This window comes from Archangium violaceum (assembly GCF_016859125.1).
Lineage (GTDB): Bacteria > Myxococcota > Myxococcia > Myxococcales > Myxococcaceae > Archangium > Archangium violaceum_A.
Genome location: NZ_CP069338.1, coordinates 8,068,933 through 8,095,778, shown reverse-complemented (window position 1 = coordinate 8,095,778; position 26,846 = coordinate 8,068,933). Strand labels below are relative to the sequence as shown.

Here is a 26,846-nt window from a genome sequence, read left to right as displayed (position 1 = left end):
GACGGTCGGGACGTCACGGGCGTGACGCCTCCGTCGAGGGGGAGACCCGGCAGCGGCGCCATGCGTCACGCAGCCGCCGGAAGAGGCTGGGATCAATAATACGTGATCGCCAGGTCGTGCAGGATTGCCTCGCAGCCGGTCTTCGACCCGGCCTCGTCACCCTTCGTGTCGCCCACGCAGGACAGCTGCCACACCAACCTGCTCGCGGGGACGAGCTGCGGGAACTGATAGGCGTTGAGACCATGCCCCGTATCCAAGAAGCCGTACGTGAACGGGGTGAACGTGAACCCCTCCATCGCCCCCACCGGAGTGACGCTCTCGATCCAGGTCGGCGCCGTGAAGATGTGGTACCTGCGCGTGCCTTCGGCCCTCGTGTCGCCGTCGTCGTTGCCATCCCGCTCCTGCGCGATGATGGACATCTCCGCCCACAGCTCGGTGTTGTTGTTGAGGCGCAGGAGCTCGATGCGGACGTCCATGCGGGGACCGTTTCCGCCGAACTCACCGTCGCCCTTCGTCCTCGGCGGCGCGAAGAAGTTCAGATTGACGGCGTTGAGAACGAACGAGTGAAGCGCCTGCTCGGTGGTGGCCACCTGCTCCGAGCCCTGGGCGAGCTCCGCCTCCGTCGCGTCGACGCCGCAGCCCGTCAGGCCCAGCGCGATCGTGGGAAGAACGAAGGAAACGAATCGACGGAACATGGACTTCTCCTGTTGTTGGGAACTCGGAGTGGGTGTGCCCGAGTTGCGAGGCCAGGCTACCGAGCCGCTCACACGTGGGCCGTCGCCGTTCCGTGAGGCGCTCCGCCGGTGCCGTGAACCGGCCTGTCCGACCCGTGAACCGTCAGGCCATTCACCAGCCTGGCGGCCGGGCCCTGCCCGGCCCCCATGTTTCAAACGGGCGGAATAAAGGGTGGCATCCACCCTCCATGAGGCACTCCATCACGCTCTGGCTGGTGCTGTTCGTCTCGCTTCCCGCGCTCGCGGGCTCGCACCCCAGCCTCTTCTTCGAGCCCTCCCAGGTCGAGGCGCTACGCCAGAAGGCCCGGTCGACCCATCAGGCCATCTACCAGCCCCTGCTGAAGGGCACGACGAGCTACCTGGACAGCACCGTCGCGTCGTCCGGTCTGGTCACCTGGAAGGCCACGGGGAAGACCCTGCAGCTGGATCGCCGCGAGGTCGGCAACCTGCTGGTGGTGTTCGCCTTCGTGGCGCAGCTGTCCACCGACAGCCGCCACCTCGACCTGGCCAAGAACTGGCTGTTGACGGTCTCCTCGTGGGGAAACCTCGACCTCGACGGCTCGCAGGATCTGGTCCAGGCCCACCTGCTCGGAGGCGTCGCGGTGGCCTACGATCTGTTGGCCCCGAAGCTCACCAGCACCGAGTCCTCGCGCGTCCGGACCACCCTCCAGCAGAACGCCAATGCCCTGACGCAGACGTCCAAGGGCGGCGAGTGGTGGGCGGACGAGTACCTGCAGAACCACAACTGGGTGAACCATGCCGCCATCGGGCTCGCGGCGCTGGCCACCCGCGGAGAGCTGCCGAGCACCACCACGCAACCCTGGCTCGACCTGGCCACCGGCAACGCGCGCAAGGTGAAGCAGGTGATGGAGCTGGTGACGGATGGCCTCTGGCACGAGGGCTACTCCTACGTCACGTACGGGCTGAGCTGGTACCTGCCCTTCGTGAGCGCGCTGAAGCGGGTCACCGGCACCGACCTGGGTGACCTGGGCCTGGTGAAGGCGATGCCGCGCGCCGTGGCCGCCACCCACCTGCCCGAGCGGCCGAGCCAGCCCGTGCTGATCCACGGCGACTTCTACGGCTTCAGCCCGGACCTGGGATTGATGCCCCTGCGCTACGCGGCGATGCGGTACCGCGACCCGGTGGCCCAGGGCATGGCGGACGCGTGGATTCGCGGCACGCCCTCCAACAGCTGGGCGCCCGAGCTCAACCCGCGCGTCTTCGAGTTCCTCTTCTACGACGAGACCCTGCGCCCCACGGACGTGCGCACCCTGCCGCTGGACTGGTACGGCGACAGCCAGCAGGCGGCGGTGTTCCGGAGCGGCTGGGACAAGGGCTCGCTCCTCTTCGCGCTCAAGAACGGCCCGTATGGAGGCATGGCCGGGTGGCAATGGCTGAAGAGCGGGATGGAGCCGCGCGGCGTGCTCAACTTCGCCCACGACCACGCCGACGACAACGGCTTCTACCTGTATGGCAATGGCTCCTGGCTGGCGCCCGAGGCGGCCGGCTACTACATCGGCCACGCGGGCTCTCCGGGACCGGCGGCCAACCAGACCGTCTTCCACAACTCGCTGACCATCGACGGCGTGGGCCAGCTCGGCGAGGGCGTGCGCGACAAGAGCGACTCCGCCGCGGCCTACAGCTGGTACTTCGACCGCAAGGGCGGCATCCCCTTCTTCGGCTCCAGCGAGCACGCCGGCTACGCCATCGGCGATGGCTCCACGCTCTACGCCTCCACCCTGGGGCTGCGCCGCTGGGATCGCCACGCCCTCTTCCTCGACCGCAAGTGGGTGGTGCTGCGCGACGTGGTGCAGGCCTCCAAGTCCCACGTCTACCGGTGGTCCTGCCACTTCATGAATGGAGCGACCCGCGAGGGCGGCTGGCTCCACGGGCGCGGCGAGAACAGCCAGGCCCTGGGCGTCGCCGTGGTGGCCCCCGCGTCCTTCGACGTCGCCTTCACGGAGCAGCGGCCGGTCAACATCAAGAAGCTCAACTCCGCCGGGCTCGTCGTCAACGCCGAGGTCAAACCCACCTCGGCCTCCGCCAACGTCACCTTCCTCACGGCGCTGGTGCCAACACAGGAGTCAGCGTGGGCCTCGCGCCCGGCGGTGAAGGCGCTCGACACCCGCGCGCCCGAGGCCGGGCTGAAGGTGACCGAGGGCGCCTCCACCATCTACGCGCTCTTCAATGATCTCCCCGAGCAGAGCCGTACGGCGGGCGGCTTCCGGCTGGCGGGGCTCGCGGGGGTCGTCCGGTACGAGGGCACCACGCCCACCCGCGCCGTGCTGATCCGCGGCACGAGCCTGGCCGATGCCTCGCACACGCTCATCAGCCAGACGGAGCCCACACGGGTGCTGGAGGCGGACGGGCTCGCCTCCGACACGGTGCGGCTGTCCGGAAACGCCACGGGCTCGCCCCGCATCCACGCGCCCCTGGCCACCCGCGTCGTGTGGAACGGCATGGAGGTCCCCTTCCGTCGCGAGGGCGACACCCTCGTGCTGGGGGGGACGAACGACGTGCCCCCCAGCGAGCCCACGCCCCCGGACACCACCGACTCCACTCCCCCGATCGTCGTCGGACCCGAGTCGCCCACCGGCGACGAGCCCTCCGCGGGCTCGGGCTCGGCGATGCCGCCCCCCGAGGAGGGTCGAGAGCCCGATGCCCCCGGCCTCTCCCGGCCCGCGGGACTGTCCTGTGCCTCGAGCGGCGGGCAGCTCGTGCTCGGCTGGAGTCTCCTCGCCCTGAGCGGCGCGCTGGCGCTCGGACGGCGTCGATCGTCGCGCCGCCCCGGGCACATGTCGGACACCAACCGCCCCTGACGCACAAGTCGTTGGAAAAGGAGCAGTAGTCGCGAAAGCCCAACCTGAGGCGCTTCACGTACCTGCCCCACATTCCTACTTTCCCCACTGCGTCATCAGGGGCGCACAGGCGACAGGGGAGGATGGGAATGGAAGAGCGGGAGAGCCTGGACGAACGAATGGAGGCGGAGGTGGAGGGGGCCCCGGCGACGCTGGTTTCGGAACCAGAGCCGGAGCGGAATCGGCTCTCCCGGAGCGCGGCTCGTCCTGGATTGGAGGAAGAGCTCTTCTCCACCGAGCTGCCGCCCGAGGCGCTGGCGCGCTGGGCCTCCGAGTCGGACTTCTTCGATCAGATGGTGGAGAAGCAGACGGCGCGCCCCCTGGATGCGCTCACACTCGAACGGTACCGGGCCACGCGGCGTCCGTGGTTCAACAAGGAGTTCCGCTTCCGCCTGATGGGGGATTTGCGCGGCAAGCGCGTGCTGGACGTGGGCTGCGGCGATGGCAGCAACGCCATGCTGATGGCCCGGTTCGGCGCGCGGGTGACGGGCATCGACATCTCGTCCAGGTCCATCGAGCTGTGCAAACGCCGGGCGGAGCTCGATGGCGTGGGGGACTCCACCCAGTTCATCTGTTCGCCCCTGGAGACCGCGGATCTCCTCGAGGGCTCCTACGACATCATCTGGGGTGACGGCGTGCTGCACCACCTCATCCCGGAGCTGGATGGGGTGCTGCGCAAGCTGGTGGGCTGCGCGAAGCCCGGGGCGCTCTTCGTCTTCTCCGAGCCGGTGTGCCTCTCTCCGGTGATGCGCAAGCTGCGCAAGCGCATTCCCATCCACACCGACGCCACGCCCAACGAGCGTCCGCTGGAGCGGGCCGAGCTGGCGCTCATCCAGCGCTACCTGCCTCGGCTGGAGATGCGCTGGTTCGGCTTCCTGTCCCGGATGGATCGCTTCTTCCTGCGCGACAACAACTTCGAGCGCGCCTCGAGGCCGCGCCGGCTGGCCGCGGACGTGCTGGGGTGCACCGACAGGGCGATCCTCTCGGTGCCCGGGCTCCAGATGCTGGGCGGCATGTGCGTGATGTACGGACGGCTCCCCGAGCGGGGCTGAGCGAGGCCAGCCCGGGCGTGGCCGCCCACCCGCTCACGTGGTCTTCTCCCCGGCCGGGACATAGGGGAGATCCAACGTGAAGGTGGCTCCGTGCCCGGCTCCCTTGCTGTGGACGGTCAGCTCTCCGCCCAGCTCCTGGGCCGCCAGGGCGCTGGAGTGCAGACCGAAGCCATGCCCCTCCTCGCGGGTGGTGAAGCCGTACTGGAAGATACGGGTGAGCATCTCCGGCGCGATGCCCATGCCATTGTCGTGCACCTGGATGCGGACGCGCTCGGTGCCGGAGAGCTCCATCTTCACGGACAGGAGCCTCTCGGCCGGCAGCACCCCATCCATGGCGTATTTGGCGTTGCTGACCAGGTTGACGAGGATCATCAACGTCTTGTGCTTGTCGGTGAGGACCGGAGGCAGCGTGGCCAGCTGTCGCACGATCTTCACCTGGTGACGGGTGAGTCCGGCCGAGTTGATGCGGATGGCATCCTCCACCAGCTCCGCCAGTTGCACGGGCTCATGCAGGCGGGGCGTGCGGGCGTAGTTCTGCTGCACCTTGACGATGTCGCCCACGTGCTCCGTGTAGCGCCCGACGTCCTCGAGCAGCAAGACGATCTCCTTGCGCTCGTCGATCAGGTTCTGCCCCAGCCTGCTCATGAAGGGCATCACGTTGCGTCCACGCGCGTCCTGGGTGAGGAAGGTACCGATATCGGACTGGTGCTCCTGGAGCATGTCCGCGACACGACCCACGTGCTCCAGTCGCATGTCGGTCATGCGCTCCCGGGCGAGCTGGGCGGAGGTGTAGACGCTGTTGAGGACGTTGCCCACGTTGTGCAGCACGTTGGTGGCGATCTCCGCCATGCCGGCACGGCGGGCGGTCTGCACCAGCTGCAGGTGGACCTCCTTCAGCTCGCGGGTGCGCTCCTCGACGCGCTGCTCGAGGCTCTCGTTGACGTGACGCAGGTCCTCCTCGCGCCGCTGGACCTTGTCGGCCATGAGACGGATGGCGCACGCCAGCTGTCCCAGCTCGTCGCGCCGTGAAGTGTCCAGCTCGACATGGAAGTCACCGGAGGCCACCCGGTCGGTGGCCTGGGTGAAGGAGAGCAGCGGACGGGCGATCTGCTTCTGGAGCACCCAGTACAGGATGAGCAGCTCGAGGATGAGGGAGAGCAGGCCGAGGAGCAGGACGGTGCGGGCGGCCCGGAAGGCGGGCTGGCTCATCGTGGCTTCAGGGAGCACGGTGACGAAGTTCCAGCCGGGCCCCTGCAGCCGGGCCACGACGAGGTACTCGTCGTGCTCGGGGAGCTCCAGCACGGTTTCGCCAGGCGGGCTGTTCTTCACCCGCTCGACGAGGTCCCGCAGGTGGGCCCGCTGCGCCTCGGTGTCTGGCAGCTCGGGACGGGCGATGAGCTGTCCATCCTCGCGGAGGAGCAGGTTGTACGCGCCGGGTAGGTGATCGTTGATGGTGCGGCTCATCAACTCCTTGAGGAGCACGTCGTGGCTGAGGGTCGCGATGTGGCGGCCCTCCTGGTCCAACGGCGTGGCGATCGAGGCCATCGGCTCGTTGCTGACCGGATCCTGGTAGACGCCGGACCAGATCGTCTTCCGCTCGGGATCGTTCTGGGGGAGGCTGATGGTGAAGTGCGTGAAGTCGGTGATCCGGAAGTCCGGCTCAGCCTCCATGCACCAGGTTGAGTTCTCGGGCCAGTAGAGGACGAGCCCCCCTTCGGGCAGCGTGACGGCGGTGTTCGTGAAACGGACATAGAAGGCGGGTCCGTACCAGGAGACCACGTCGTACGAGGCGAGAATCCTCCGGCGCATGTCCGTGTCGACGTTCAAGCCCCGGGGGACGAAGACACACGGCGCCTGCGTGCCATCGAAGCCCTCGGCACGGGTGCGGATGGTGCCATCGGGCTGATGGACGAAGAGGCGATCGAAACGGGCGCTCACCTCCTCGTTCGGGAGGGCCTGGAGCCTCCCCTCCAGGCTCTTCTTGAGGAGGGCGTGGTTGTCCTCCGCCAGGACGAAGATGGCCTGCTCCCGCTGCCCCCGCTCCGCGACATGCTGCTTCAGCTGCGCGAGCGCCTCGGTGCGCAGCGTGCTGTACATGTGCAGGTAGCTGTAGAGGGTCGACAGGGCGATGATGACCGCGATGCGCACGCCCATGTGGACGAGCGTCGAGCGGGCCAGGGGAGCACGAGGGCTGGACGATGAGGGCATGGCAACCGGGACGCATTCGACACGAAGTCCGTCTCGGTTATTCCTCGCCGCCCCGCGCGAGGAGGGGCACGCCCGGCCGTCTCCCCAGGCCCGACTTCAGCCCTGGAGCTTGATGTTCTTGAGCACCGCGAGGCGCGGGTCCACGAACTTCGTGTCGCAGCCGCACGCCTTCTCATTGAGGTTCTGGCCGCACTTCGGGCACAGCCCCCGGCACTCCTCGCGGCACACGGCGCTCATCGGCAGGGCCAGCAGCACCTGCTCGCGGACGATCGGCTCCAGGTCGATCACCTTGCCGTCGAACACCTCCTCGTCCGCGTCATCCAGCATGAACGAGCCGCCGCTCTCGCCCTGACCCCGGTCCTTCTCCTCCAGCTCCTCGTCGTCCAGGACGTCCTCGCCGCGGGCGAGCGACTCGGGGACCAGGTTGAGGGTGAAGGCCACGGGCAGCTCCAGCTTCGCCTCGGTGAGGCAGCGCTTGCACTCCGCCACCACGCGCGAGGTGAACCTGCCCTCGAGCAGCACGCCGCCGCTCACCTTGCGCAGGCTCGCCGAGACGGCCAGGGGCTCGGTGGCCCGGAAGCCGGAACCCTCGAGCGCGGCTCCGAGCAGCTCCAGGTTCATCTCCTCCTTGACCTGGAGCCCTTCGTCGCGAATTTGTTCAATCTTTACGAGCATCTACCTGACGTCCTATCCAAAAAGGGGCGCGCATCATGGGGAGCCCCCCTCCCGCAGTCAACGCGCCATAACCTCAATAGATGTCACCGGGCCTTGACCGTTGCGGGAGCGTCCTCGCGGTAGAGGGATGCCTGGTCGTCTGCTAGGGTGGGTGCCAATGTACGTCCGGCGGTATCGCATGGTGGCGAGCATCGTGTTGGCGAGCCTGCTGTCCCCTGGCGCCTCGCTCGCCCGGCCCCTGTTCCCCCAGCCCCTCCTCTTCCAGGTCGCCCCCGTCCGCCCGGAGATCGCCCGCGCGCAGGAGCAGATCGCGGACGGCGAGTTCGAGGAGGCGGTGAAGACGGTGGAGGCCGGGCTCGACGCGCCGGACGTCACCGATGATCAGCTCGTGGAGCTCTACCGCCTGCTCGGGCTCACCTCGCTGTACCTGGGGGACGAGGCACGGGCGCGCGAGGCCTACGAGATGCTCCTCCAGGCCCGGCCCGACTACGAGCTGCCTCGCACCGCGCCTCCGAAGGTCCGCTCGCTCTACGCGCGCATCAAGGAGGACATCAAGAACCGCCGAGTGCGGCCCGTCAGCCTCCAGGTGGAACCCCTCGCGGACACCGTGGGCGGCGAGCCGGTGACGTCGCAGGCGCACATCGAGGACATGGCGCTCGGGGCCCGGGCGCGGCTCTTCTACCGGCGCGCGGGAGGCCAGGCGTACAGCTCGGTGGACTTCGCTCGGGACCGGGCCAACAAGGAGCGCTACGTCGCCACCATTCCCGCCTACGAGCTGCCCGCCACCGCTTCCGCCTACGAGGTGGAGTACTACTTCGAGGTGGCGGACGCGGCCCAGCGGCGGCTGGCGGGCCGGGGCGATGCCTTCAACCCGCTCGTCTTCCAGGTGGCCCCGAAGCAGGGCGCGGTCGCCACGGTGGGCGAGCGCCCCTGGTACAAGAGCCCGTGGCTCTGGGTGGCGGTGGGCGCGGTGGCCGTGGCGGGTACCGCCGGCGCCGTCGTGTACGCCAGCTCCGACGAGCGGGGCCGCGTCCCCATCACCATCCGCGTCAACCCATGAGCCCGCGTACCTCCCTCCTCGTCCTGTTGGGTGCCACCCTCGCCGCTGGCTGTGGGGCGGAGCCCGTTTCGTCCGGAGCCAGCCTCGGGCTGGACGTGTCCATCGAGCGGGCCGTCGCCGATGAGCTGGGGGCCTTCCAGGTGGTGGTGCTGCCGGAGGGCCGGTCGCGCCGGTGCGCCGAGTTGCAGCGCACCTGCCTCAACCAGCAGGTGAAGCAGAACGAGGCGCTCGTCCTCCAGGGCCCGGACGGCGAGAGGGGACGCGCCCTGCGCTTCGAGGCGGGGCTCTCCGGTGGCGCCCAGGAGCTGGGCGTGGACATCCCGGTGGGCCGCGACTACGTCGTCATCATCGAGGCGCTCTCGCGCTCCACCCCCCCGCGCTTCCTGGGCAGCTCCTGCAACTACCTGGAGTCCGTCAGCGCCACCCGCAACGAGCCGCTCATCGCCGCCCCCATCACCCTGACGGCGGGCGAGTGCGATCCGACCTTCGCTCCTTAGAGCGCAGGCAGGACAGGCGGTCGAGCCGTGTCACAGAGGCGTCACGTGCTCGTCATTCACCCGCCACGACCAATCTGCTACGCCCACGGTGGGAGACACCGGGGGAACCCGGAGGAACGATGGCACGCATCCTGATCATCGAGGACGAGCAGGACCTGTCCGGACTGGTGGAGTACAACCTCCGGGCGGCGGGATTCGAGGCGGAGGCCGCTGGCACGGGTGCGAGCGGTCTGGCCCGGGCACGCGCCAACGTGCCGGACCTCATTCTATTGGATTTGATGTTGCCGGACCTGGCGGGCAGCGAGGTGCTGCGCCTGCTCAAGAGCGACTCCGAGCTGCGCAAGGTGCCGGTCATCATCGTGAGCGCCAAGGGCCAGGAGTCCGATCGCATCCAGGGCCTGGAGCTGGGCGCGGACGACTACGTGGTGAAGCCCTTCTCGGTGCGCGAGCTGCTGCTGCGGGTCAAGGCGGTGCTGCGGCGCTCGGACGCGGAGGAGGGGCCGGCGGCCCAGCTGTCCGCCGGGGACATCCAGCTGGACACCTCGCGTCACCAGGTGCGGGTGAAGGGCCAGGAGGTGGTGCTCACCGCCCTGGAGTTCCGCCTGCTGCGCACCCTGCTGGAGCGCTCCGATCGCGTGCAGACGCGCGAGGTGCTCCTGTCGGACGTGTGGGGCATCCAGGCGGAGATCCACACGCGCACGGTGGACACGCACATCAAGCGCCTGCGCGAGAAGCTCGGCCCCGCGGGCGACATCATCGAGACGGTCCGCGGCGTGGGCTACAAGCTCAGCCCTCCGTGAGGCGAGGCCCTCCCTTCCCATGAGTCCGCGCCTCTTCCTGATTCCCCTGTTCGCCCCCGCGATCGCCACGCTCATCCTCTTCCTGCTCCTGGGCTGGGAGCGGGACGCGCTCTTCGTCTCACTCGCCACGCTCGCCAGCTCCGCGCTGACACAAGTGGCGGCCCGGGGCGCGCTCAAGCGGCAGCTGCTCACGCTGGCCCGGCAGGTCCGCACCCGCACCGAGGGCGCATCCTCGCCGGGCACGGGTGAGGACGCGCGGGATCGGCTCGAGGAGGTGGTCAACCTCCAGGGCGCCATCGACGCGCTGCACCAGCAGCTCTCCACGCGCAACGCCGGCCTCAACCAGGAGACGCGCACCCTCACCGCCGTGCTGGACGGCATGGCCGAGGGCCTGTGGATCACCGACGCCGAGGGCACCGTGGTGCGCCACAACGACGCGCTGCGCGACATGCTGCAGACGCTCGGGAACATCAACGGCCAACGCCCCCTGGCCCTGCTGCGCAACGACGCGCTCAACGAGGCCGTCACCCGCGCCTGCCGCGAGGGCGCCTCCACCCGCCTCGAGCTGACACTGGAGGGCCTGTTCCCTCGCACGCTCGCCATCCGGGTGACCCCGCTGGGGAGGGATCTGCCCGGCAGCGCCGCCGTCTTCCACGACGTCACCGAGCTGCGCCGCCTGGAGAAGGTGCGCAAGGACTTCGTCGCCAACGTCTCCCACGAGCTGCGCACCCCCATCACCGCCATCCGCGGCTATGCCGAGACGCTCCAGGGCGGTGCCCTCCAGGATCCCAACGTCGCGACCAAGATGGTGGACATCATCCACCGCCAGTCCGAGCGCCTCTCGGAGCTCGTCGAGGATCTGCTCGAGCTGTCCCGGCTGGAGTCTCGCGAGGTGAAGTTGCAGGTGGCGGACGTGCCGCTGGCGGTGGCCGCCACCCGGGCGGCCGAGGTGGTCCGGCACAAGGCCCAGGGCAAGAAGATTACGGTCGAACTGAACATTCCCCAGGGGCTGATCGGCCGAGGGGACGAGCGAGGGCTCGAGCAGGTACTGCTCAACCTGCTGGACAACGCGGTGAAGTACACGCCCGAGGGAGGGCGGGTGACGGTGACGGGCAGCCTGGAGGACGGGCGGTGCGCGGTGCACGTCCGGGATACGGGCGTGGGCATCGAGCCCAAGCACCTGGCCCGCATCTTCGAGCGCTTCTACCGGGTGGACAAGGGCCGGAGCCGGGACATGGGAGGGACGGGCCTGGGCCTGTCCATCGTCAAGCACCTGATGAGCGCCATGGGGGGCGATGTCCGGGTCGAGAGCCAGCCGAACGAGGGCTCCACCTTCTCGATTTTCCTTCCAGCGGCAGTGCCCTCGGCGGCGGCGACGGGTTAGGATGGCGCGACCATGCGGGTCGCCATCCTCGCCGACATTCACGGGAACCTCCCCGCCTGCGAGGCCGTCCTCGAGGACATCGCCCGCGTAGCCCCCGATTACGTCGTCGCCGCCGGCGACCTGGCCCTGCGTGGCGCGCACCCGCGTGAGACGGTGGAGCTGCTCTTCGATCGCTGCGACGCGATCCTCATGGGCAACACCGACTGCTACCTCGCCGGTCACTACCTGGGCGGGGCCTACCGCGAGCGCGACCACTGGAAGACGGAGCTGCTGCAGTGGACGAGGGATCAGCTCGGAGCTCCCTGGCTGCAGAAGCTGGGCGCCCTGCCCTTCTCCGTGCGCTACTCGCCGCGCCGGGGGCAGGACCTGTTCGTCTGCCACGCCAACCCGCGCAACCTCGAGGACTCGCTGGATCCCACGCTGGACGAGAACACCGTCCGCCGCTACTTCCAGAACCTGGACGCGGCTGCGTGTGCCTTCGGCCACCTGCACTTCCCCTACCGTCGCCGCGTGGGCCGGCTGCTGATCGCCGACGTGGCCAGCGCGGGCATCCCCCGTGACGGAGACCTGCGCCCCGCCTACGGCGTCTTCACCTTCACGCCCAAGGGCTGGCGCGTGCAGATCCGCCGCGTGCGCTACCCGGTGCGCAAGGCCACCCAGGCGCTCACCGCGCGCCGCGTGCCCGGCGGACCCCTGCTCATCCACAAGCTCGTCGAGGCGCGCTACCGCCACCACAAGGCGTTGATGGAGGCCGCGCGCCGCCACTCGGGCCTGCCACCTCCCGGCCCGGTGCTGCGCCCGCCGCCGGGCTCCGGCATCCCCCACACGCCCACGCCCCTCGAGCTGCCGATGGTGGTCCCCCCGCTGCTCAAGCAGGCCGTGGGCGACGAGAGCCACTCCGCGCCCTCCGAGGAGACGCCGCCCCCGCTCTCCACCGTGACGGACCTGGACGGCTGACGGCGGCGGCGCGCCACGCGAACCTGGCGCGCCCACCGCCCCTGGCACCGCGCCGCCTCAGAACGAGGTCTGGAGCTGAACGCGGAACTGGTTGTTGCCATCCTCGAAGGCGTCCTCCCAGAGCCGGAAGAAGTCGCCCTGCAGCTTGAAGGCGTGCCCGTGGAAGTAGTAGCTCAGGCCCACGCCGGCCTCGTTCTCGTCGGAGAGGCTGGTGTCGTCGTCCGCGGCCCGGATGATGGAGTAGCGGCCCGAGACCTCGAGGTTGGTGACGGGCAGCAGGTAGCCCGCCTGAACGAACCAGCCATAGCCGTTGCGCGCGGCCTCGGTGGGGACGGGGGTGCCGCCCGGGCCCACCGCATCGCCCGGGTTGCGGGTGCCCTGACGAAGGATGAACTCCGACTGGGCCGAGAACCCCTGCCATTTGAACATCGCATCCGCGGTGAACAGGTTGTAGTCCGTCGTGCCTCCATCCCGGGGCGTGCGCCCGAGGATGCCCCGGGTGGCCCGGGCGTTCTCGACGTGCGCGGCCGCGACGCCGATGGACAGGCCCGGCTTCTCACTGCGCTCCAGGTCCGCCTCGCTGTAGTCCTCGAACGAGCCCAGGGGGAGCACCTCGACACGGGCCAGCGTCATCAGCCCCGGGGCGCTGAGCGCATAGGTGCTGTGTCCGCCTCCGATGTAGGCCCCCACGTAGTAGCGGAACAGATCCAGCCCGAAGAGATCCTCGGAGCGCAGGTCGAGACCGATGTCGCGATCCAGGTTGAACTCGCTGTTCACGATGGAGCGGTCGACGAGCATGAGGTTGCCCGACGAGATGACGCGCTGGCGGTTGAAGGGGACCTTGTACTGGCCCACCACGAGCGTCAGGTCACGCAGGTGGTCGAACTCCATGTACAGGTCGAGCAGCGGCGACAGGGTCGCGACGTTGTCCCGGTTGGTCTGGGGCGGGCTCTGATCTCCGGAGAGATCGGTGAAGCCGAGGTCGCGCGGCGAGAAGGCCAGCTCCATCTTGAACTTGTTGTGCTCGCCGAACATGAAGCCGGAGAAGGCGACACGGGCGCGGCGGAGGAGGAATCCGTGCGTGAACTCACGCGGACCGTCCTCCACGAATTCATCATCGGCCTGGTAGAGGAACTGCCCGCGCAGGCGCGTCACCAGCCGGAAGCGGCCATCCTCGCTGTTGACCTCGAGCCCCTTGCCGGGCCGCCAGCGGACCTTCGCCGCCGGGGTGTCGGCGTCGGGCTTCCGCGCCGGAGCCGCGGGCTGCTCCGCCTGGGGCTCGGACTGCTGCGCCTCGGGAGTCGGGCTCGCGTTGGCGACCATGGGAGCGGCACTGGTCAGCAGGAGCGCCGACAGCGCGCCCCCCCACTTCTTTCGAGCGCTTGATGAGTGTTCCGGCACGTGGGTGTTGGCGTCGGATGCAGGCGTCGTCACAATCATGATCCTTGGGAAGACTCGACTAGGGAAAAGCGCGCCACCCATCACACTCCTGCCACGCGCCCATTGTCACACTTTCGTGACAACGCCAGACCCCGTTCATTTCGCGGAGGGGCCACCACCACCTCGCGTTCCAGCGCACTCCACTCCGGGAACAGATGTCACACAGTTGTCGCGGCTGCGTCACCACAGCGCAAACGGCACGGCCCAGAGTGCGCCGCCGCCATGTCCCATGTCCTTATCGTCGATGACGAGCGAGATCTCGCCGAGCTCATCGATTTCAATCTCCGCGCCGCCGGCTTCTCCACCCGCGTTGCCGCCACGGGCGAGGCAGCGCTCTCCGCTTCCCGCGAGCAGCGTGCGGACCTCGTCCTCCTCGACTTGATGTTGCCGGACATGTCGGGTGTGGAGGTCTGCCGCCAGATGCGTGCCGCCGCCAACACCCGTGACGTGCTCATCGTCATGCTCACCGCGAAGGGCGACGAGGCCGACCGCGTGCGCGGCTTCGAGGTGGGCGCCGACGACTACGTCACCAAACCCTTCAGCGTGCGCGAGCTCGTGCTGCGGCTCAAGGCGATCCTCCGCCGCAGCAGCCCCGGCAAGGACGACTCCGCCCCCGTCAAGCTCGGCCCCCTCACGCTCGACATCGCCGCCCACCGCTTCTATGTGGAAGGCAAGGAGGTGTCCCTCACCGCGCTCGAGTTCCGCCTGCTGGAGCACCTGATGGCCCGCGTGGGCCGCGTGCAGTCCCGCGAGCAGCTCCTCGAGGAGGTGTGGGGCCTGTCCAGCAACCTGGAGACGCGCACCATCGACACCCACGTCATGCGCCTGCGCGACAAGCTCGGCTCCGCGCGTGCCTACCTCGAAACGGTGCGCGGTGTGGGCTACCGCATCGTCGAGCCGAACATGGCCTGAGCGCCACCGTTACACATTTGTCACGCTCCGGCCTTCAAACGGCCACAGACGGTCCCTAGATCCCCGACATCCAAGGAGCTTCATCCATGAAGACGTTCATCGCTTCTCTCGCCGCCGTGCTGCTGCTCGTCCTTCCTGGCGCGGCGCGCGCCGACACCGTCACCGTCAAGGGCTCGGACACCATGGTCATCCTCGTCCAGCGCTGGGCCGAGGAGTTCATGAAGAAGAACCCCAACGTCAAGCTGCAGGTGACGGGCGGCGGCTCGGGCACCGGCCTGTCGGCCCTCATCAACGGCACCACGGACATCGCCATGGCCAGCCGTCCCATGAAGAAGGCGGAGGGGGACCAACTCCGCAAGCGTTTCAAGAACGACGCCACGGAGATCTCCGTGGCCAAGGATGGCGTCACCTTCTACGTCAACGAGAAGAACCCGCTGGACGCCCTCACCCAGGAGCAGCTCAAGGGCATCTACCTGGGCGACATCACCAACTGGAAGGAAGTGGGCGGCCCGGACGCGCCCATCATCGTCTACTCGCGTGAGAACTCCTCGGGCACCTACGTGTTCGTGAAGGACAACCTGCTCGACGGCGAGGACTACGCCGCCAGAGCCCAGACCCTGCCCGGCACCGCCGCGGTGGTGAACGCGGTCTCCAAGGAGAAGAACGGCATCGGCTACGGCGGCGCCGCCTACGCCAAGGGCATCAAGGAGCTGAAGGTCAAGAAGGACAACGAGGCCATCGCCCCCACCGAGGCGAACATCAAGAGCGGCAAGTATCCGCTCGCGCGCGACCTGTACTTCTACCTGCGCAACAAGCCGGACGGCGACGCCAAGGCCTTCATCGACTTCGTGCTGTCCCCCGAGGGACAGGCGGTGGTCACGAAGGTCGGCTACTTCCCGGTGAAGTAACCCCTCGGGGCCGCGCGCGTCACGAGATTGTCACACGAGACGGAGACACAAGATGGATAGACAGGCAGCCATGCAGGGTCAGGGTCTCGTGGAAACGGCAACACCAGTGGCGCCGCGGCTCTCCTCCGTCGCCCGGCGGAGACAGATACGCGAGAAGGTCATCGCCGGATTCATCACGGCGATGGCCTTCACGGGAATCGCCGCGCTGGTGCTCATCCTCGTCTTCGTCGCCAAGGAGGCACTGGCGCTCTTCCTGGAGGAAGAAGCCCGTAAGGAGGCGAGCCTCTCCAAGATGTTCCTGCCGCAGGTGGTCCGCGCGGGCAGGCCGGCGGCCTTCGTGTGGCAGCCGGTGTCCTCGGTGCCGAAGGTGAGCATGATTCCGCTCTTCATCGGCACGCTGAAGACGACGCTGGTGTCCATGGTGGTGGCGGTGCCGGTGGGCGTGGCGGGAGCGCTGTTCGCGGCCGAGTTCGCCCCGCGCAAGCTGCGCGAGGTGCTCAAGCCCACCATCGAGCTGCTGGCGGGCATCCCCTCGGTGGTGCTGGGCTTCTTCGCGCTGATGGTGCTCGCCAGTTTCATGCAGGAGACCTTCGGCCTGGACTCGCGGCTCAACGCGCTGGTGGCGGGCCTGGGCCTGTCGCTGGCCATCGTCCCCGTCATCTTCACCGTGGCCGAGGACGCGCTCACGGCGGTGCCGCGCAGCTACCGCGAGGCGTCGCTGGCGCTGGGCGCCACGCCCTGGGAGACGGCCTGGAAGGTGGTGCTGCCGGCGGCCGCCCCGGGCATCCTCGCCGCATGCGTGCTGGGCTTCGGCCGCGCCATCGGTGAGACGATGATCGTCCTGATGGCCTCGGGCAACGCGGCCATCGTCTCCGCGAGCCTGACGGACTCGGTCCGCTCCATGTCCGCCACCATCGCCGCGGAGATGGGCGAGGTGGTGGTCGGCAGCCCGCACTACTCGCTCCTGTTCTTCATCGGCGTGGAGCTCTTCCTCTTCACCTTCATCCTGAACATGCTGGCGAACGCCTGGACCCGGAAGGTCCTCAAGCGGTTGTCGGGAGCGGGAGCATGAAACACACCATGCGCCGGGCCATGGGCGGAGCGCTCACGTCCCTCACCGGTTTCGCCGCGTTGCTCATCGTGGCCATCCTGGCCATCATCCTCTTCGACGCGGTGCGAGGCGGCGCCGGGCATGTCACCTGGACCTTCCTCTCCGAGCCGCCCTCCGACGGCATGATGGGCGGCGGCATCTTCCCCGCGCTCTACGGGACGGCGGCGCTCACGCTGTTGATGACGGTGGCGGTGATGCCGGTGGGCGTGCTGACGGCGGTGTACCTGCACGAGTACGCGCCCCCGGGCTCGCTGCTGGCCCGCGCGGTGCGGATCGCGGTGGTCAACCTGGCGGGCGTGCCGTCGATCGTCTTCGGGCTCTTCGGCCTGGGCTTCTTCATCCACTTCGTGGGCGGGAGCATGGACCGGCTGCTCGGCTACCAGGAGCTGAACTGGGGCCAGCCGGGCATCCTCTGGGCCTCTCTCACCCTGGCGGTGTTGACGCTGCCGGTGGTCATCGTCTCCACCGAGGAGGCGCTGCGCGCCGTTCCCATGGAGCACCGCACGGCGAGCCTGGCGCTGGGTGCCACCAAGTCCCAGACGCTGGGGCGGGTGGTGCTGCCGGGTGCGCTGCCGGGCATCCTCACCGGGGCCGTGCTGGCGGTGTCCCGCGGCGCGGGCGAGGTGGCCCCCATCCTCTTCACCGGCGCGGCCTACTTCCTCCCCGACCTGCCCGACAAGCTGAACTCCCAGTTCATGCACCTGGGCTACCACACGTACGTCCTGGCCACCCAGTCCCCGGATGTGGAGGCCACGCGCCCCCTGTTGTACGCCACGGTGCTGGTGCTGCTCGCGCTCACCTTCGCCCTCAACCTCGTCGCGGTCCTCATCCGCGCCCGCACCCGCAGGCGCGCCTCCGCGGCCCACTGACACCGAGCCATGTCCCTCTCCCCCGCTGCTCCCTCTCGCATCAAGATGGAAGCGCGCGAGCTCTCCCTTCTCTACGGACCCAAGGTGGCCGTGAAGTCGGTGAGCCTGCCCCTCCCCGAGCACCAGGTGACGGCGCTGATCGGCCCCTCCGGCTGCGGCAAGTCCACCTTCCTGCGCTCGCTCAACCGGATGAACGATCTCATCCCCGGCGCCAGCCACCAGGGCACCGTGCTGCTGGACGGCACCAGCATCCATGATCGCAACGTGGACGTGGTGGACTTGCGCCGCCGCGTGGGCATGGTCTTCCAGAAGTCCAACCCCTTCCCCAAGACGATCTTCGAGAACGTGGCCTACGGCCTGCGCGTGGGCGGGATGAAGGACAAGGCGGAGATCGCCGGGCGCGTGGAGAAGTCGCTCAAGGGCGCGGCGCTCTGGGACGAGGTGAAGGACCGCCTCAATGACAGCGCCCTGGGCCTGTCCGGTGGCCAACAGCAGCGCCTGTGCATCGCGCGCGCCCTCGCCGTGGAGCCCGAGGTGCTCCTCATGGACGAGCCCGCCAGCGCCCTGGATCCCATCGCCACGGCGAAGATCGAGGAGCTCATCCACGAGCTGAAGGACCGCTACACCATCGCCATCGTCACCCACAACATGCAGCAGGCGGCCCGGGTGAGCGACCGGACGGCTTTCTTCTACATGGGCGAATTGGTGGAATGCGGCCCCACGGAGCAGATCTTCACCAACCCACGCGAGAGGCGTACCGAGGACTACGTCACCGGGAAGTTCGGGTAGGCGCCAGGGAGAGCGGGAACATGCCGTCGACGCATACGGACAAGGCATTCGAGGCGGACCTGAGGGATCTGCGCGAGAAGCTGCTCGCGATGGGCGCCAAGGTGGAAGCGAACATCGCGGACAGCGTTCGCGCGCTCACCGAGCGGGACTCCACGTTCGCCGATCGGGTCATCCAGTCGGACAAGGAGGTCAACCGCCTGGAGGTGGAGATCGACGAGACGTGCCGCCGCATCCTCGCGCTGCGCCAGCCGGCCGCCAGCGATCTGCGCCTCATCACCACCGCGCTGAAGATCGTCACCGACCTGGAGCGCATCGGCGACCTGGCGGTGAACATCGCCGAGCGGGTCAAGGACCTCAACGAGGCGCCCCCGCTCAAGCCCTACGTGGACACGCCTCGGCTGGCCGAGCTGGCCCAGCAGCAGGTCAAGCGGGCCCTCGACGCCTTCGTGTCCTCGGACGTGGCCAAGGCGGAGCAGGTGAGCAAGGAGGACGACCACCTGGATGTCCTCTACCTGAAGATCTTCAACGAGCTGCTCGGCTACATGATGGAGGACTCGAAGAACATCCGCCGTGCCACCGCGCTGATGTTCATCGCCAAACACCTCGAGCGGATCGGTGATCACGCCACCAATGTGGCGGAGATGGTCATCTACATGGTGCGGGGCACTGACATCCGCCACCCGCGCAGCCGCAATCTGACGACCGATTCCTGACTCCGGGAGTCGAGTTCACCGCGTCGTTGCCCAGAGTTCTCCCGGGCGACGCGGGACCGTCGCAGTGGAGTCGCGGGGCTTCTCTAACGTCCCAGGTAGGACGCGCGATCACCGCGCCCTTCCTGTTCTGGAGAAAGCCCGCGCTCATGATCCACGCGCTCAGCCACACCCTCCTCGCCGCCGCCTCCTTCGGAGTCCTCGCCCTCGCGTTGCAGCTCTTCTTCGTGCTGCGCTACCGCGGGAGCGCCGCCCGGGCCCCGGCCCCGGTGTCCGGTGACGCCCCGGTGGGTATCTCCATCCTCAAGCCCCTGTGCGGCGTGGATGACGATCTGGAGGCCAACCTGGCCTGGTTCGCCACGCTCGACTACCCGGCCTACGAGGTCATCCTGGGCGTGAAGGACACGCGCGACCCGGCCTACGCGGTGGCGCGCGAGGCGGTGGCCCGCTGGCCGCGCATCATGCGGCTGGAGCTGCAGCACGGAGAGCCCGGCCTCAACCCCAAGGTGAACCAGCTCATCACCCTGGCGGCCGCGGCCCGCTACGGCATCCTCCTCATCAGCGACTCCAACACCCGCGCGGGCGCGGGCTACCTGGAGGAGATCGCCCAGACCTTCGAGGATCCGACGGTGGGCTGCATCTCCCACCCGGTGAGCGGCATCGGCGAGCGGACGCTGGGCTCGCTGATGGACAACCTGTACCAGTGCTCCGCGGCGGGCGCGGGGCAGATCGCCGCCAAGCAGGCCGTCGACCAGGACATCGTGGTGGGCAAGTCCATGGCACTGCGCCGCGAGGACGTGGAGTCGCTGGGTGGCTTCTACTCGGTACGCAATGTGCTGGCGGAGGACTACGTCATCGGCCGGTGGGTGACGCGCAGGCTCGGCAAGCGCTCCGTGGTGGCGCGATCGCCCGTCTACAACGTGTCCCAGAAGAAGAGCGTCTCGGCCTTCTTCAAGCGCTACGCGCGCTGGAGCATCATCCACCACACGTGCGTCCCCACGCCGCTGTACCTGGCGCAGTCGCTGCTCAACCCGCTGCCGTGGGCGCTGCTCGGCGCGCTGCTGGCGCCGTCGGCCCAGGCGCTCGGGGTGGTGGTGGGAGTGATGCTGGCGAAGCTCGCCCATGACATGACGCTCTTCCGCCTGATGCGGCCCGAGCAGGCCATCTCGTGGAAGGCGATGCCGGCGGTGCTGCTCAAGGACGCCCTGCTCTTCCTGGCCTGGGCGAATGGGCTCTTCGCCCGCACCGTGGACTGGCGTGGCAACAAGCTGCGCGTGCTGCCCGGCTCGAAGCTGGTGCCGCCCACGCCCGCCCTGGACAAGCCGATGGCCACCCCCGAGCCCGAGCGCACCGGGGAACTGCTCGCGGGCTGACGGGTTCACCGCGAAGTCACCGGCCCCACCCATAAGGTTCACCCGCGGGCCATGGCCGTGTTTCAGCGGATGGGTATTTCAGCAGTACGTATGCTCATCCGAAAGCTGGCTCACCTGTCGGACCTGCATCTGGACCTCTCCCGCGAGAGCGATGCCACGGCCAATGCCCTGGTGGAAACCCTCCTCGCCGAACGCGTGGACCACGTGGTGGTGACGGGCGACCTCACCCACCAGGGCAGCCGGAGCGAGTACAAGCGCTTCCGGGACATCTTCTCGCCCCTGCTCGACACCGGGCGGCTCACCTTCATCCCCGGCAACCACGATCGCACCGGCGAGGACGCCGGCAGCCAGTGGATGAACGGCCGCAAGGTGCGGGTGGAGCGGCACGAGGGCCTCTACCTGGTGTGCGTGGACTCCACGGGCCCGCACAACCGCAACTACTTCGCCTGCCACGGCGAGCTGACCCCAGCGGTGCTGGACATGGTGGACGAGGCCCTGTGCGCCGCGCCGACGGGCGCGCTCACCGCGGTGCTGCTGCACCACCACGTGCTGCCCCTGCCCGAGGAGAGCTTCCCCGAGCGCCTCGCCACACGCATGGGCTGGCCCCACGCCTCGGAGCTGGCGCTGGGCGCAGAGCTGGTCCGCCGGGTCCAGGGCCGCTGCGATCTCATCCTCCACGGGCACCGGCACGTCCCGCGCGAGTTCAACCTGGGCCCCTGCCAGGGACGCGGGCTGCGCATCTACAACTCGGGCAGCTCCATCGAGCTCGGCCGCTTCCGCCTCTTCCAGCATGCCTCCGGCCGCCTGGTCGGCGAGCCAGAATGGCAGCAGACGGCGCTCCCGCCTGCGCGCAAGCGGTCCGCGCCCAACGTCATGCCCGCCCTCCAGTACCTGGCCAGCCAGCTGTCGATGTCGCTCTTCTGAGCACCCGCCCCCTCCCCTGCCCTCCGGCTGGCCTCGTTCCCCGCGCAAATACCGCATCGCGCCCATCGGTTCGTCTTCACGTACCGGGAGGAGACTTGGGTCGAAGGGCATCCGAAGACGACGGACGCAAGGTTCTGGTCGTCGACGACGACGCGGACTGGCGGGAATTCCTCCGACTGTGCCTCGAGGATCTCGGATACGAAGCCATCGAGGCCGCCAATGGCGAGGAAGCCCTGGAGTCACTGGCGCGGCAACGCTACGGGGTGATGCTCCTGGATCTGAACATGCCGGGCATGAATGGCTTCGAGGTGCTGGAGCGGATGCCCCGTAACGGCAACACCCCCCGGGTGGTGTTCCTGACCGGCGCCGCGGCGCAGGACGTGGGGAGCGCGCTCCGCTCCGGGCCGCACTACTACCTGCCTAAAGGCGCCAGCCGGGATCAGCTCTCGCTGCTGCTCCAATCCTTGGACGCCTGAACGGGCCCATTGGGCTAGAACGATGACCGGAGGGTAGACGGCCATCGCGACGGAACTCGTCATCATCTTGTTGCTGATTCTCGCCAACGGCGTTTTCGCCGGGGCGGAGCTCGCGCTGCTGTCGGTGCGCAAGACGCGCCTGAGGGAGCTGCTCGAGGAAGGCAACCGCTCCGCCCGGGCGGTGCAGGCCCTGCGCGACAACCCCGAGCGGTTCCTGGCCACGGTGCAGATCGGCATCACCGTGGTGGGGGCCTCTGCGGCGGCCTTCGGCGGGGCGTCCATCGCCCAGCGGCTCGAAGGACCCCTCACGCAACTGGGGTTGGACGCTGCGCTCGCCGAGCAGCTGGCCTTCGCGGGAGTGGTGGGCCTGGTGTCATACCTCTCTCTGGTGTTGGGCGAGCTGGTGCCCAAGTCCCTGGCCCTGCGCTTCTCCGAGGGGTACGCGCTGTTCATCGCCCGTCCGCTCCGGGGGATCTCCTGGCTGGTGCAGCCGCTGGTGTGGTTCCTCACCGCCAGCTCCAACCTCATCCTGCGCTTCTTCGGGGACCGGACCAACTTCACCGAGTCGCGCCTGTCACCCGACGAGCTGCAGCAGCTCGTGGAAGAGGCGGCGAAGTCGGGCTCGTTGGATCCGCGGGCAGGGGAGATCGCCTCCCGTGCGTTCGAGCTGGGGAACATTCCCCTGTCGGCGGTGATGGTGCCGCGCAGCCGCATCGTGGCGCTGCGCCGGCACGCGAGCGCCGAGGAGATCAAGCAGGTGCTGCTGGAGCATGGGCACTCGCGGATGCCGGTGTACGAGGGGACGATCGACAACATCGTGGGCTACGTCATCGCGAAGGATCTGCTGGGAGTGGCCTGGGAAGGCTCGCTCATCGTGCTGGAGGACGTGATGCGGCCGCCCTGGTTCGCCTTCGAGTCGATGCGGGCCATCGACGTGCTGAAGGAGCTGCAGCAGAGGCGGATGCAGCTTGGCATCGTGGTGGACGAGCGGGGCGGAGTGGCGGGACTGGTGACGGTGGAGGATCTCGTCGAGGAATTGGTGGGGGAGATCGCCAGCGAGTTCGAGAAGCCCGAGGAGCTCGTCCATCGAGAGAGCCCCACCACGGCGGTGGTGCAGGGCACGGCGGCCATCCGGGACGTGAACCGGGAGCTGGGGCTGGAGTTGGAGGAGGGCCAGGGCTGGTCCACGGTGGGAGGGCTGTGCGCGGCGGAGGCTGGCACCATCCCCGAGAAGGGCACGAAGCTGCCCCTGGAGGACGGGACGGTGCTGGAGGTGCTGGACGCGAGCCCGCGCCGGGTGCGCTCGGTCCGCATCCACCTGCCGCAGCCCCAGAAGGCCTCCGAGGGCTGAGAAGCAGCCGGGCCGGAAAAGGCGAAGGGCCTGGAACCATCGGGGGATTTCCCCAAGGATTCCAGGCCCTTCACGGTGCGCGCGATGCAGGATTCGAACCTGCGGCCTTTGGCTCCGGAGGCTAACCGGGCAATCCTCCAGGCGTTATCAGCCCTTCGCAAACGCTCGTAACTCCTGGGGATTCCGAGGCAGGACCTTTCCAACCGTCCCATCCGGTCGCAGGGTCTACCAAGCCTTTTGCTGCATATTTGCTGCAAGGTGCGGCCCCTGCCTCCGGGACCACGGGAACACGCCTGCTCTCGGTGCGCGAGGTGGCCGAGTTGCTCGCGGTCTCGACGGCCACGGTGTACGCCCTCTGCAAGCGTGGGCAACTCCGGCACGTTCGGGTATCGGGGGCCCTCCGGATTGAGCCGGCCAGCGTCGAGGCATTCATCGCCGCTGGAGGAGCAAGTTCCGAGAAAAGCTGAAGGCCCAGCGAGCAGCCCCGTCCAGCGTAGGTGGGACTTCCCGCTACACCCTGGCGCAGGGGGCCCAGGTGAGGCCCCCTTGCACCCCTACTACGACACGGGACGTAAGCGCGGCCAAGTGGGGCCGCCTGGTTCAAGGCCGCTGACGCGCCGCCAGGGGCGGTGCCCTCCGGGCAGCGTGTTCGCTGGCCAGCTCGCGCACGGCACGCGCACGACGCCCTCCCCCGCTGCAGCGGGGAATGGCTGGGGCCACCCGCCACAGGCGGCTGGAAGAAGACGGATTGAGCCTGGGTAACGCCAGGACGAGCGTGGACGAGGCCGACCCGAACTGCGCATCGAGTCCGCTGTCTAGGTGAGACACCGTCAATGGGATGGAAGCAATCCCTCCTCCTTGGAGGCCCCCCCACACAACGGATGGGCGGAGCGCCAGTGTGCCTGGCGCCGTACAGCAGCCGCTCAGAGTGCCGATGCCTCGGAACGGCGCGGTTGCCAGCCCAGTTCGCGGGTGCCGAGTACCTCCGAGCTGGGGCTGCGGAGGGTCAATCCTCCTCCTCAAAGTTCCCAGGGGCGCCGGAAGGCTCTAGCGGCGGGTTCGGTTCCCGCCGCCTCCACTAAAAGTTCCCCGCCGCTCTGAGCCGAGCCTACTCCCAACGAGGATGCGCGACTCGCCTTGGGGGACCAAATCGGTTCTTGTCGGACCAAATTTGGACCAAATCCGGAGGCGTATAAGAAGGATGGGAGGCCTGTTGAGGGAGTGGGCTGGAGCAGAGAGGTGGAGGAGGGCCGCTGACGGGGGCCGGCCGAGTGGTGCGCCAGGCCGGTGGAGAGGCCGCGCAGTCCCCTTGGGGTACACGCCGGCCCAGGCCGTCCTCCCAGGAGGGGTGCGGCAGGGGACCTGGGCCTCTTGGCCCTCTTGAGCCTCAACACCACGCGGCCTGGGGTGGCCCTCGCGCTGGGGCCAGACGCGCACCTGCCATGGGCAATCCCAGGTGCTCCAAAATCGCGCGCACCCCGCTGTTACCGCGCAGGCTTGTTGATGGAGATGCGAGCACGCTTGTTGATGGTCACGCGGCGAGGGTGGAATCACCGCACTGGGTGATGGAATGGGCCTGTCGGCGAGCCCGCGGGAGTTGAGCGAGAGGGGCTCGCCGACAGGCCGCCACTATGCGAGCGCGGGACTGTGCTGGCGCTCGAGGACCTCGCGGACGATGTCAGAGTCGACGAGCTTGCGCTTGCGGCGTGAGGCCTGGCGCAGGCACAGGGAAGCGAGCCGGTCGAGGTCGCGGTGCGCGCCCTGGCAGGACTCGTGCAACAGGGAGACGGCCTCGCGGGGGAAGAGCTCCCTGTCACAGCCCGCGAGCCGGAGGCGGTGGCGCAGGTAGTCGGCGGAGTCGTCGGGAGTCACTGGCTCCAGCCGCAAACGGGAGTGCAGGCGCGAGAGCAGGGACTTGTGAGTACCGAGGCTCAGCCTGTCTTCCAGCTCGGGCAGGCCGACGAGGACGAGGCTGAGCAGGGCGCGACTGTCCCATTCGTAGTTGAGCAATATGTGCAGGTGGGCCAGCACGTCGGAATGCAGCAGGTGAGCCTCGTCCAGCAGGAAGACGGGGTGGAGGCGGGAGGAGGCGAGCTCCTGGACGTGGCCGGTGACGGCGAAGAAGACGGCCGCCGCGGTGGCCTTGGGAGAGAGACCCAGGGCCAGGCACAGCTGGCGGTAGAAGTCGCGCCGGCCCAGGGTGGCGTTGTGGCAGTAGGTGAGGCGGAAGCGCTCGGTGGGCAGACGCTGGCGCAGCGCGCGCAGCACGCAGGTTTTGCCGACGCCGGGCTCGCCCACCAGCAGCACGTTGTGGCGCTGCTGGAGGGAGTCGACGAGCTCGTCGACGAGCTCCTGCTTGGAGGGCGGCAGCCAGAGGTCGGCGTCGGCGACTTCCTTGGTGAAGGGGGACTGGGTGAGGCCGAAGAGGGAGAGGGAAGGCTCGGACATGAAAGGCTCCTGGGGTGCTGTCAGGGGCGGGGTTGGGGGCGGCGGGCTCGAAGGGCGTGCGCGCCTGCTGGGGCGCGGGAGCGTGAGGCTCGCGGCGGACGGTGCCGTTGAGGCGCCTGTCCAGCGGTTGGAGGGGTAGCGGTGTCCGTCGTGCTCCACCCAGGCCTCGGTGGGCAGGCCCTCCACCAGGTTGTGGCAGACGTACAGCCGGCGGCCGGCGAGGAAGCCCTGGCGCACCTCGAAGAGCTGGCCGTCCAGGTGCACCACGCCGTCGCGAGAAACCAGGCGCCGCTCGCGCACGGTGAGGGCCTGGCGCAGCTGCTCCTCGGACACCAGGAGAGTCTGGCGCGAGCTCCACACCAGGGCTGGGGTGTCACCGAAGAGGGAGGAGTGGGGCGTGCAGTGGTAGTGGCGTGTGAGGAAGGTGTCCAGGCGCCGCTGCACCTGCTCCAGAGAGAGGCCGCGGTCGAGATGGTCCAGCAGCCCCTCGCGCAGGGTGCGCCAGAAGCGCTCCATTTTTCCCCGAGCCTCCGGGTCATAGGGGCGGGCGTGGACGAGGGCGGTGCCCAGGCGGGCGCAGGCGGTGGCCAGGGCCTTGCCCGAGTAGGTGGAGCCGTTGTCGAGGTAGAGGGAGTCGGGGCGCCCCCAGCGGCGAAGGGTCGCGACGAAGAGGGAGAGCATGTCGCTCTCGCGCTCGCTGCACCGTGCCTCCAGGGCCACCACGTAGCGGCTCTTGTCGTCCATGAGGGCGTGGATGCGCAGGGGCCTGCCATCGGGCAGGGCCAGTCCGTGGCACACGTCCCCGTGCCAGAGGGCGCCCGGGTGAGAGGCCTCCCAGCGCAGCCGCTGCGTGGCGCCCGGCGAGCGGCGCAGGGAAACCCTGTCCAGCCCGGCGCTGGCCAGCAGCCTGCGCACGGTGCTTTCGCTCACCGCGCCCTCGCGCAGCCGCCCGCTCTCCACCAGGGTGCGCACAATGAGGCGCACCGAGGCGCTGGGGTGCTCGCGCCGCACGTCCAGCAGCAGTTGGCGCACGGACTCCTCCAGCGCCTGGGCCGCGCCGCAAGCAGCTCGCGGCTGAGGCACCAGGGCTGACAGGCCCCCCTTGCGCCAGCGGTAGTACCAGCGCTCCAGCGTGGGCACGCTGTAGCGGCGCGTCACCTGCGCACCCGGTGGGCGGAAGCTCTGCTGGGACAACTCCCGCAGCGCCGCACGCAGCTGGCCGCGCGAGAGCGGCCGGTGCAGCAGCGTGCCAATCACCTGGCTGCGGAACACCGCGACGGCCTCCCCTGGTTTCTGGGAACGAGCTTCTC

23 protein-coding genes are annotated in these 26,846 nt (G+C 68.8%); 18 read left to right on the top strand and 5 right to left on the bottom strand.

What is annotated here, in order from left to right; genetic code table 11:
- Positions 1 to 92 precede the first annotated feature (92 nt).
- Entirely contained in the window at positions 93 to 695 is a 603-nt protein-coding gene (locus JQX13_RS34625) for a hypothetical protein (RefSeq protein WP_203403734.1), read from the bottom strand.
- A gap of 227 nt (positions 696 to 922) precedes the next feature.
- On the opposite strand from JQX13_RS34625, the gene JQX13_RS34620 reads away from it, so the two are divergent.
- On the top strand, positions 923 to 3,553 hold the full coding sequence (locus JQX13_RS34620) for a DUF4962 domain-containing protein (protein WP_203403733.1): 2,631 nt from the start codon (positions 923 to 925) through the stop codon (positions 3,551 to 3,553).
- Between the two features lie 128 nt (positions 3,554 to 3,681).
- Positions 3,682 to 4,644 carry a class I SAM-dependent methyltransferase gene (locus JQX13_RS34615; protein ID WP_203403732.1) on the top strand — a complete coding sequence of 321 codons (963 nt, stop codon included), beginning with the start codon at positions 3,682 to 3,684 and terminating at the stop codon, positions 4,642 to 4,644.
- Positions 4,645 to 4,677: 33 nt separating this feature from the next.
- Here JQX13_RS34615 and JQX13_RS34610 read toward each other — a convergent pair whose 3' ends face one another.
- Together JQX13_RS34610 and JQX13_RS34605 are read right to left on the bottom strand one after the other, a co-directional pair.
- Entirely contained in the window at positions 4,678 to 6,852 is a 2,175-nt protein-coding gene (locus JQX13_RS34610) for an ATP-binding protein (protein ID WP_239014029.1), read from the bottom strand.
- A gap of 96 nt (positions 6,853 to 6,948) precedes the next feature.
- Complete coding sequence (locus JQX13_RS34605; RefSeq protein WP_203403731.1) at positions 6,949 to 7,527, bottom strand: YceD family protein; 579 nt, start codon at positions 7,525 to 7,527, stop codon at positions 6,949 to 6,951.
- 178 nt (positions 7,528 to 7,705) lie between these two features.
- On the opposite strand from JQX13_RS34605, the gene JQX13_RS34600 reads away from it, so the two are divergent.
- The 5 genes from JQX13_RS34600 to JQX13_RS34580 all read left to right on the top strand — a co-directional run bounded on the left by JQX13_RS34600 (position 7,706) and on the right by JQX13_RS34580 (position 12,225).
- Positions 7,706 to 8,587, top strand: a complete 882-nt coding sequence (locus JQX13_RS34600) for a hypothetical protein (protein WP_239014028.1) — start codon at positions 7,706 to 7,708, stop codon at positions 8,585 to 8,587.
- Positions 8,584 to 9,084, top strand: a complete 501-nt coding sequence (locus tag JQX13_RS34595; protein ID WP_203403729.1) for a hypothetical protein — start codon at positions 8,584 to 8,586, stop codon at positions 9,082 to 9,084. Before JQX13_RS34600 ends, JQX13_RS34595 begins: the two co-directional genes overlap by 4 nt.
- Positions 9,085 to 9,203: 119 nt before the next feature.
- On the top strand, positions 9,204 to 9,884 hold the full coding sequence (locus JQX13_RS34590; RefSeq protein WP_203403728.1) for a response regulator: 681 nt from the start codon (positions 9,204 to 9,206) through the stop codon (positions 9,882 to 9,884).
- Between the two features lie 19 nt (positions 9,885 to 9,903).
- Positions 9,904 to 11,268, top strand: coding sequence for a sensor histidine kinase (locus JQX13_RS34585; protein WP_203403727.1), 1,365 nt, complete (start codon positions 9,904 to 9,906; stop codon positions 11,266 to 11,268).
- A 12-nt stretch (positions 11,269 to 11,280) separates the two neighbouring features.
- The gene (locus tag JQX13_RS34580; RefSeq protein WP_203403726.1) at positions 11,281 to 12,225 is read left to right on the top strand and encodes a metallophosphoesterase family protein; all 945 of its coding nucleotides are present in this window, start codon (positions 11,281 to 11,283) and stop codon (positions 12,223 to 12,225) included.
- Between the two features lie 57 nt (positions 12,226 to 12,282).
- Here JQX13_RS34580 and JQX13_RS34575 read toward each other — a convergent pair whose 3' ends face one another.
- Positions 12,283 to 13,659, bottom strand: a complete 1,377-nt coding sequence (locus JQX13_RS34575; protein WP_203403725.1) for a porin — start codon at positions 13,657 to 13,659, stop codon at positions 12,283 to 12,285.
- Positions 13,660 to 13,887: 228 nt separating this feature from the next.
- Here JQX13_RS34575 and JQX13_RS34570 point away from each other — a divergent pair, with 228 nt between their 5' ends.
- The 11 genes from JQX13_RS34570 to JQX13_RS54665 all read left to right on the top strand — a co-directional run bounded on the left by JQX13_RS34570 (position 13,888) and on the right by JQX13_RS54665 (position 23,555).
- Complete coding sequence (locus tag JQX13_RS34570; RefSeq protein WP_203403724.1) at positions 13,888 to 14,577, top strand: response regulator; 690 nt, start codon at positions 13,888 to 13,890, stop codon at positions 14,575 to 14,577.
- Between the two features lie 86 nt (positions 14,578 to 14,663).
- The gene (locus tag JQX13_RS34565; protein WP_203403723.1) at positions 14,664 to 15,485 is read left to right on the top strand and encodes a phosphate ABC transporter substrate-binding protein; all 822 of its coding nucleotides are present in this window, start codon (positions 14,664 to 14,666) and stop codon (positions 15,483 to 15,485) included.
- Positions 15,486 to 15,537: 52 nt separating this feature from the next.
- Complete coding sequence (gene pstC / locus JQX13_RS34560; RefSeq protein WP_203403722.1) at positions 15,538 to 16,557, top strand: phosphate ABC transporter permease subunit PstC; 1,020 nt, start codon at positions 15,538 to 15,540, stop codon at positions 16,555 to 16,557.
- The gene (pstA, locus tag JQX13_RS34555) at positions 16,554 to 17,465 is read left to right on the top strand and encodes a phosphate ABC transporter permease PstA (RefSeq protein WP_203403721.1); all 912 of its coding nucleotides are present in this window, start codon (positions 16,554 to 16,556) and stop codon (positions 17,463 to 17,465) included. Before pstC ends, pstA begins: the two co-directional genes overlap by 4 nt.
- A 45-nt stretch (positions 17,466 to 17,510) precedes the next feature.
- Positions 17,511 to 18,254: a phosphate ABC transporter ATP-binding protein PstB gene (gene pstB, locus JQX13_RS34550; RefSeq protein ID WP_203412340.1), complete on the top strand. Its 744-nt coding sequence runs from the start codon at positions 17,511 to 17,513 to the stop codon at positions 18,252 to 18,254.
- A 20-nt stretch (positions 18,255 to 18,274) separates the two neighbouring features.
- Complete coding sequence (gene phoU, locus JQX13_RS34545) at positions 18,275 to 18,967, top strand: phosphate signaling complex protein PhoU (RefSeq protein ID WP_203403720.1); 693 nt, start codon at positions 18,275 to 18,277, stop codon at positions 18,965 to 18,967.
- 146 nt (positions 18,968 to 19,113) lie between these two features.
- Positions 19,114 to 20,337 (top strand): ceramide glucosyltransferase, encoded by a 1,224-nt coding sequence (locus JQX13_RS34540; RefSeq protein WP_203403719.1) that lies wholly within the window; start codon positions 19,114 to 19,116, stop codon positions 20,335 to 20,337.
- Positions 20,338 to 20,427: 90 nt separating this feature from the next.
- Positions 20,428 to 21,261 carry a metallophosphoesterase family protein gene (locus JQX13_RS34535; protein ID WP_203403718.1) on the top strand — a complete coding sequence of 278 codons (834 nt, stop codon included), beginning with the start codon at positions 20,428 to 20,430 and terminating at the stop codon, positions 21,259 to 21,261.
- A 95-nt stretch (positions 21,262 to 21,356) separates the two neighbouring features.
- The gene (locus JQX13_RS34530; protein WP_203403717.1) at positions 21,357 to 21,737 is read left to right on the top strand and encodes a response regulator; all 381 of its coding nucleotides are present in this window, start codon (positions 21,357 to 21,359) and stop codon (positions 21,735 to 21,737) included.
- A 70-nt stretch (positions 21,738 to 21,807) separates the two neighbouring features.
- A complete protein-coding gene (locus JQX13_RS34525; protein WP_203412339.1) occupies positions 21,808 to 23,088 on the top strand; it encodes a hemolysin family protein in 1,281 nt (426 codons plus the stop codon).
- A 302-nt stretch (positions 23,089 to 23,390) separates the two neighbouring features.
- Positions 23,391 to 23,555, top strand: coding sequence for a helix-turn-helix domain-containing protein (locus JQX13_RS54665; RefSeq protein ID WP_343211029.1), 165 nt, complete (start codon positions 23,391 to 23,393; stop codon positions 23,553 to 23,555).
- 1,162 nt (positions 23,556 to 24,717) lie between these two features.
- On the opposite strand, the gene JQX13_RS34515 is transcribed toward JQX13_RS54665, so the two are convergent.
- Positions 24,718 to 26,808, bottom strand: coding sequence for an AAA family ATPase (locus tag JQX13_RS34515; RefSeq protein WP_203403715.1), 2,091 nt, complete (start codon positions 26,806 to 26,808; stop codon positions 24,718 to 24,720).
- Between the last annotated feature and the right edge of the window lie 38 nt (positions 26,809 to 26,846).

Excerpts from the sequence above, each read along its gene's own strand:
- JQX13_RS34625 (WP_203403734.1), bottom strand. The coding sequence starts at position 695 with ATGTTCCGTCGATTCGTTTCCTTCGTTCTTCCCACGATCGCGCTGGGC.
- JQX13_RS34620 (WP_203403733.1), top strand. The coding sequence starts at position 923 with ATGAGGCACTCCATCACGCTCTGGCTGGTGCTGTTCGTCTCGCTTCCC.
- JQX13_RS34615 (WP_203403732.1), top strand. The coding sequence starts at position 3,682 with ATGGAAGAGCGGGAGAGCCTGGACGAACGAATGGAGGCGGAGGTGGAG.
- JQX13_RS34610 (WP_239014029.1), bottom strand. The coding sequence starts at position 6,852 with ATGCCCTCATCGTCCAGCCCTCGTGCTCCCCTGGCCCGCTCGACGCTC.
- JQX13_RS34605 (WP_203403731.1), bottom strand. The coding sequence starts at position 7,527 with ATGCTCGTAAAGATTGAACAAATTCGCGACGAAGGGCTCCAGGTCAAG.
- JQX13_RS34600 (WP_239014028.1), top strand. The coding sequence starts at position 7,706 with ATGGTGGCGAGCATCGTGTTGGCGAGCCTGCTGTCCCCTGGCGCCTCG.
- JQX13_RS34595 (WP_203403729.1), top strand. The coding sequence starts at position 8,584 with ATGAGCCCGCGTACCTCCCTCCTCGTCCTGTTGGGTGCCACCCTCGCC.
- JQX13_RS34590 (WP_203403728.1), top strand. The coding sequence starts at position 9,204 with ATGGCACGCATCCTGATCATCGAGGACGAGCAGGACCTGTCCGGACTG.
- JQX13_RS34585 (WP_203403727.1), top strand. The coding sequence starts at position 9,904 with ATGAGTCCGCGCCTCTTCCTGATTCCCCTGTTCGCCCCCGCGATCGCC.
- JQX13_RS34580 (WP_203403726.1), top strand. The coding sequence starts at position 11,281 with ATGCGGGTCGCCATCCTCGCCGACATTCACGGGAACCTCCCCGCCTGC.
- JQX13_RS34570 (WP_203403724.1), top strand. The coding sequence starts at position 13,888 with ATGTCCCATGTCCTTATCGTCGATGACGAGCGAGATCTCGCCGAGCTC.
- JQX13_RS34565 (WP_203403723.1), top strand. The coding sequence starts at position 14,664 with ATGAAGACGTTCATCGCTTCTCTCGCCGCCGTGCTGCTGCTCGTCCTT.
- pstC (WP_203403722.1), top strand. The coding sequence starts at position 15,538 with ATGGATAGACAGGCAGCCATGCAGGGTCAGGGTCTCGTGGAAACGGCA.
- pstA (WP_203403721.1), top strand. The coding sequence starts at position 16,554 with ATGAAACACACCATGCGCCGGGCCATGGGCGGAGCGCTCACGTCCCTC.
- pstB (WP_203412340.1), top strand. The coding sequence starts at position 17,511 with ATGGAAGCGCGCGAGCTCTCCCTTCTCTACGGACCCAAGGTGGCCGTG.
- phoU (WP_203403720.1), top strand. The coding sequence starts at position 18,275 with ATGCCGTCGACGCATACGGACAAGGCATTCGAGGCGGACCTGAGGGAT.
- JQX13_RS34540 (WP_203403719.1), top strand. The coding sequence starts at position 19,114 with ATGATCCACGCGCTCAGCCACACCCTCCTCGCCGCCGCCTCCTTCGGA.
- JQX13_RS34535 (WP_203403718.1), top strand. The coding sequence starts at position 20,428 with ATGCTCATCCGAAAGCTGGCTCACCTGTCGGACCTGCATCTGGACCTC.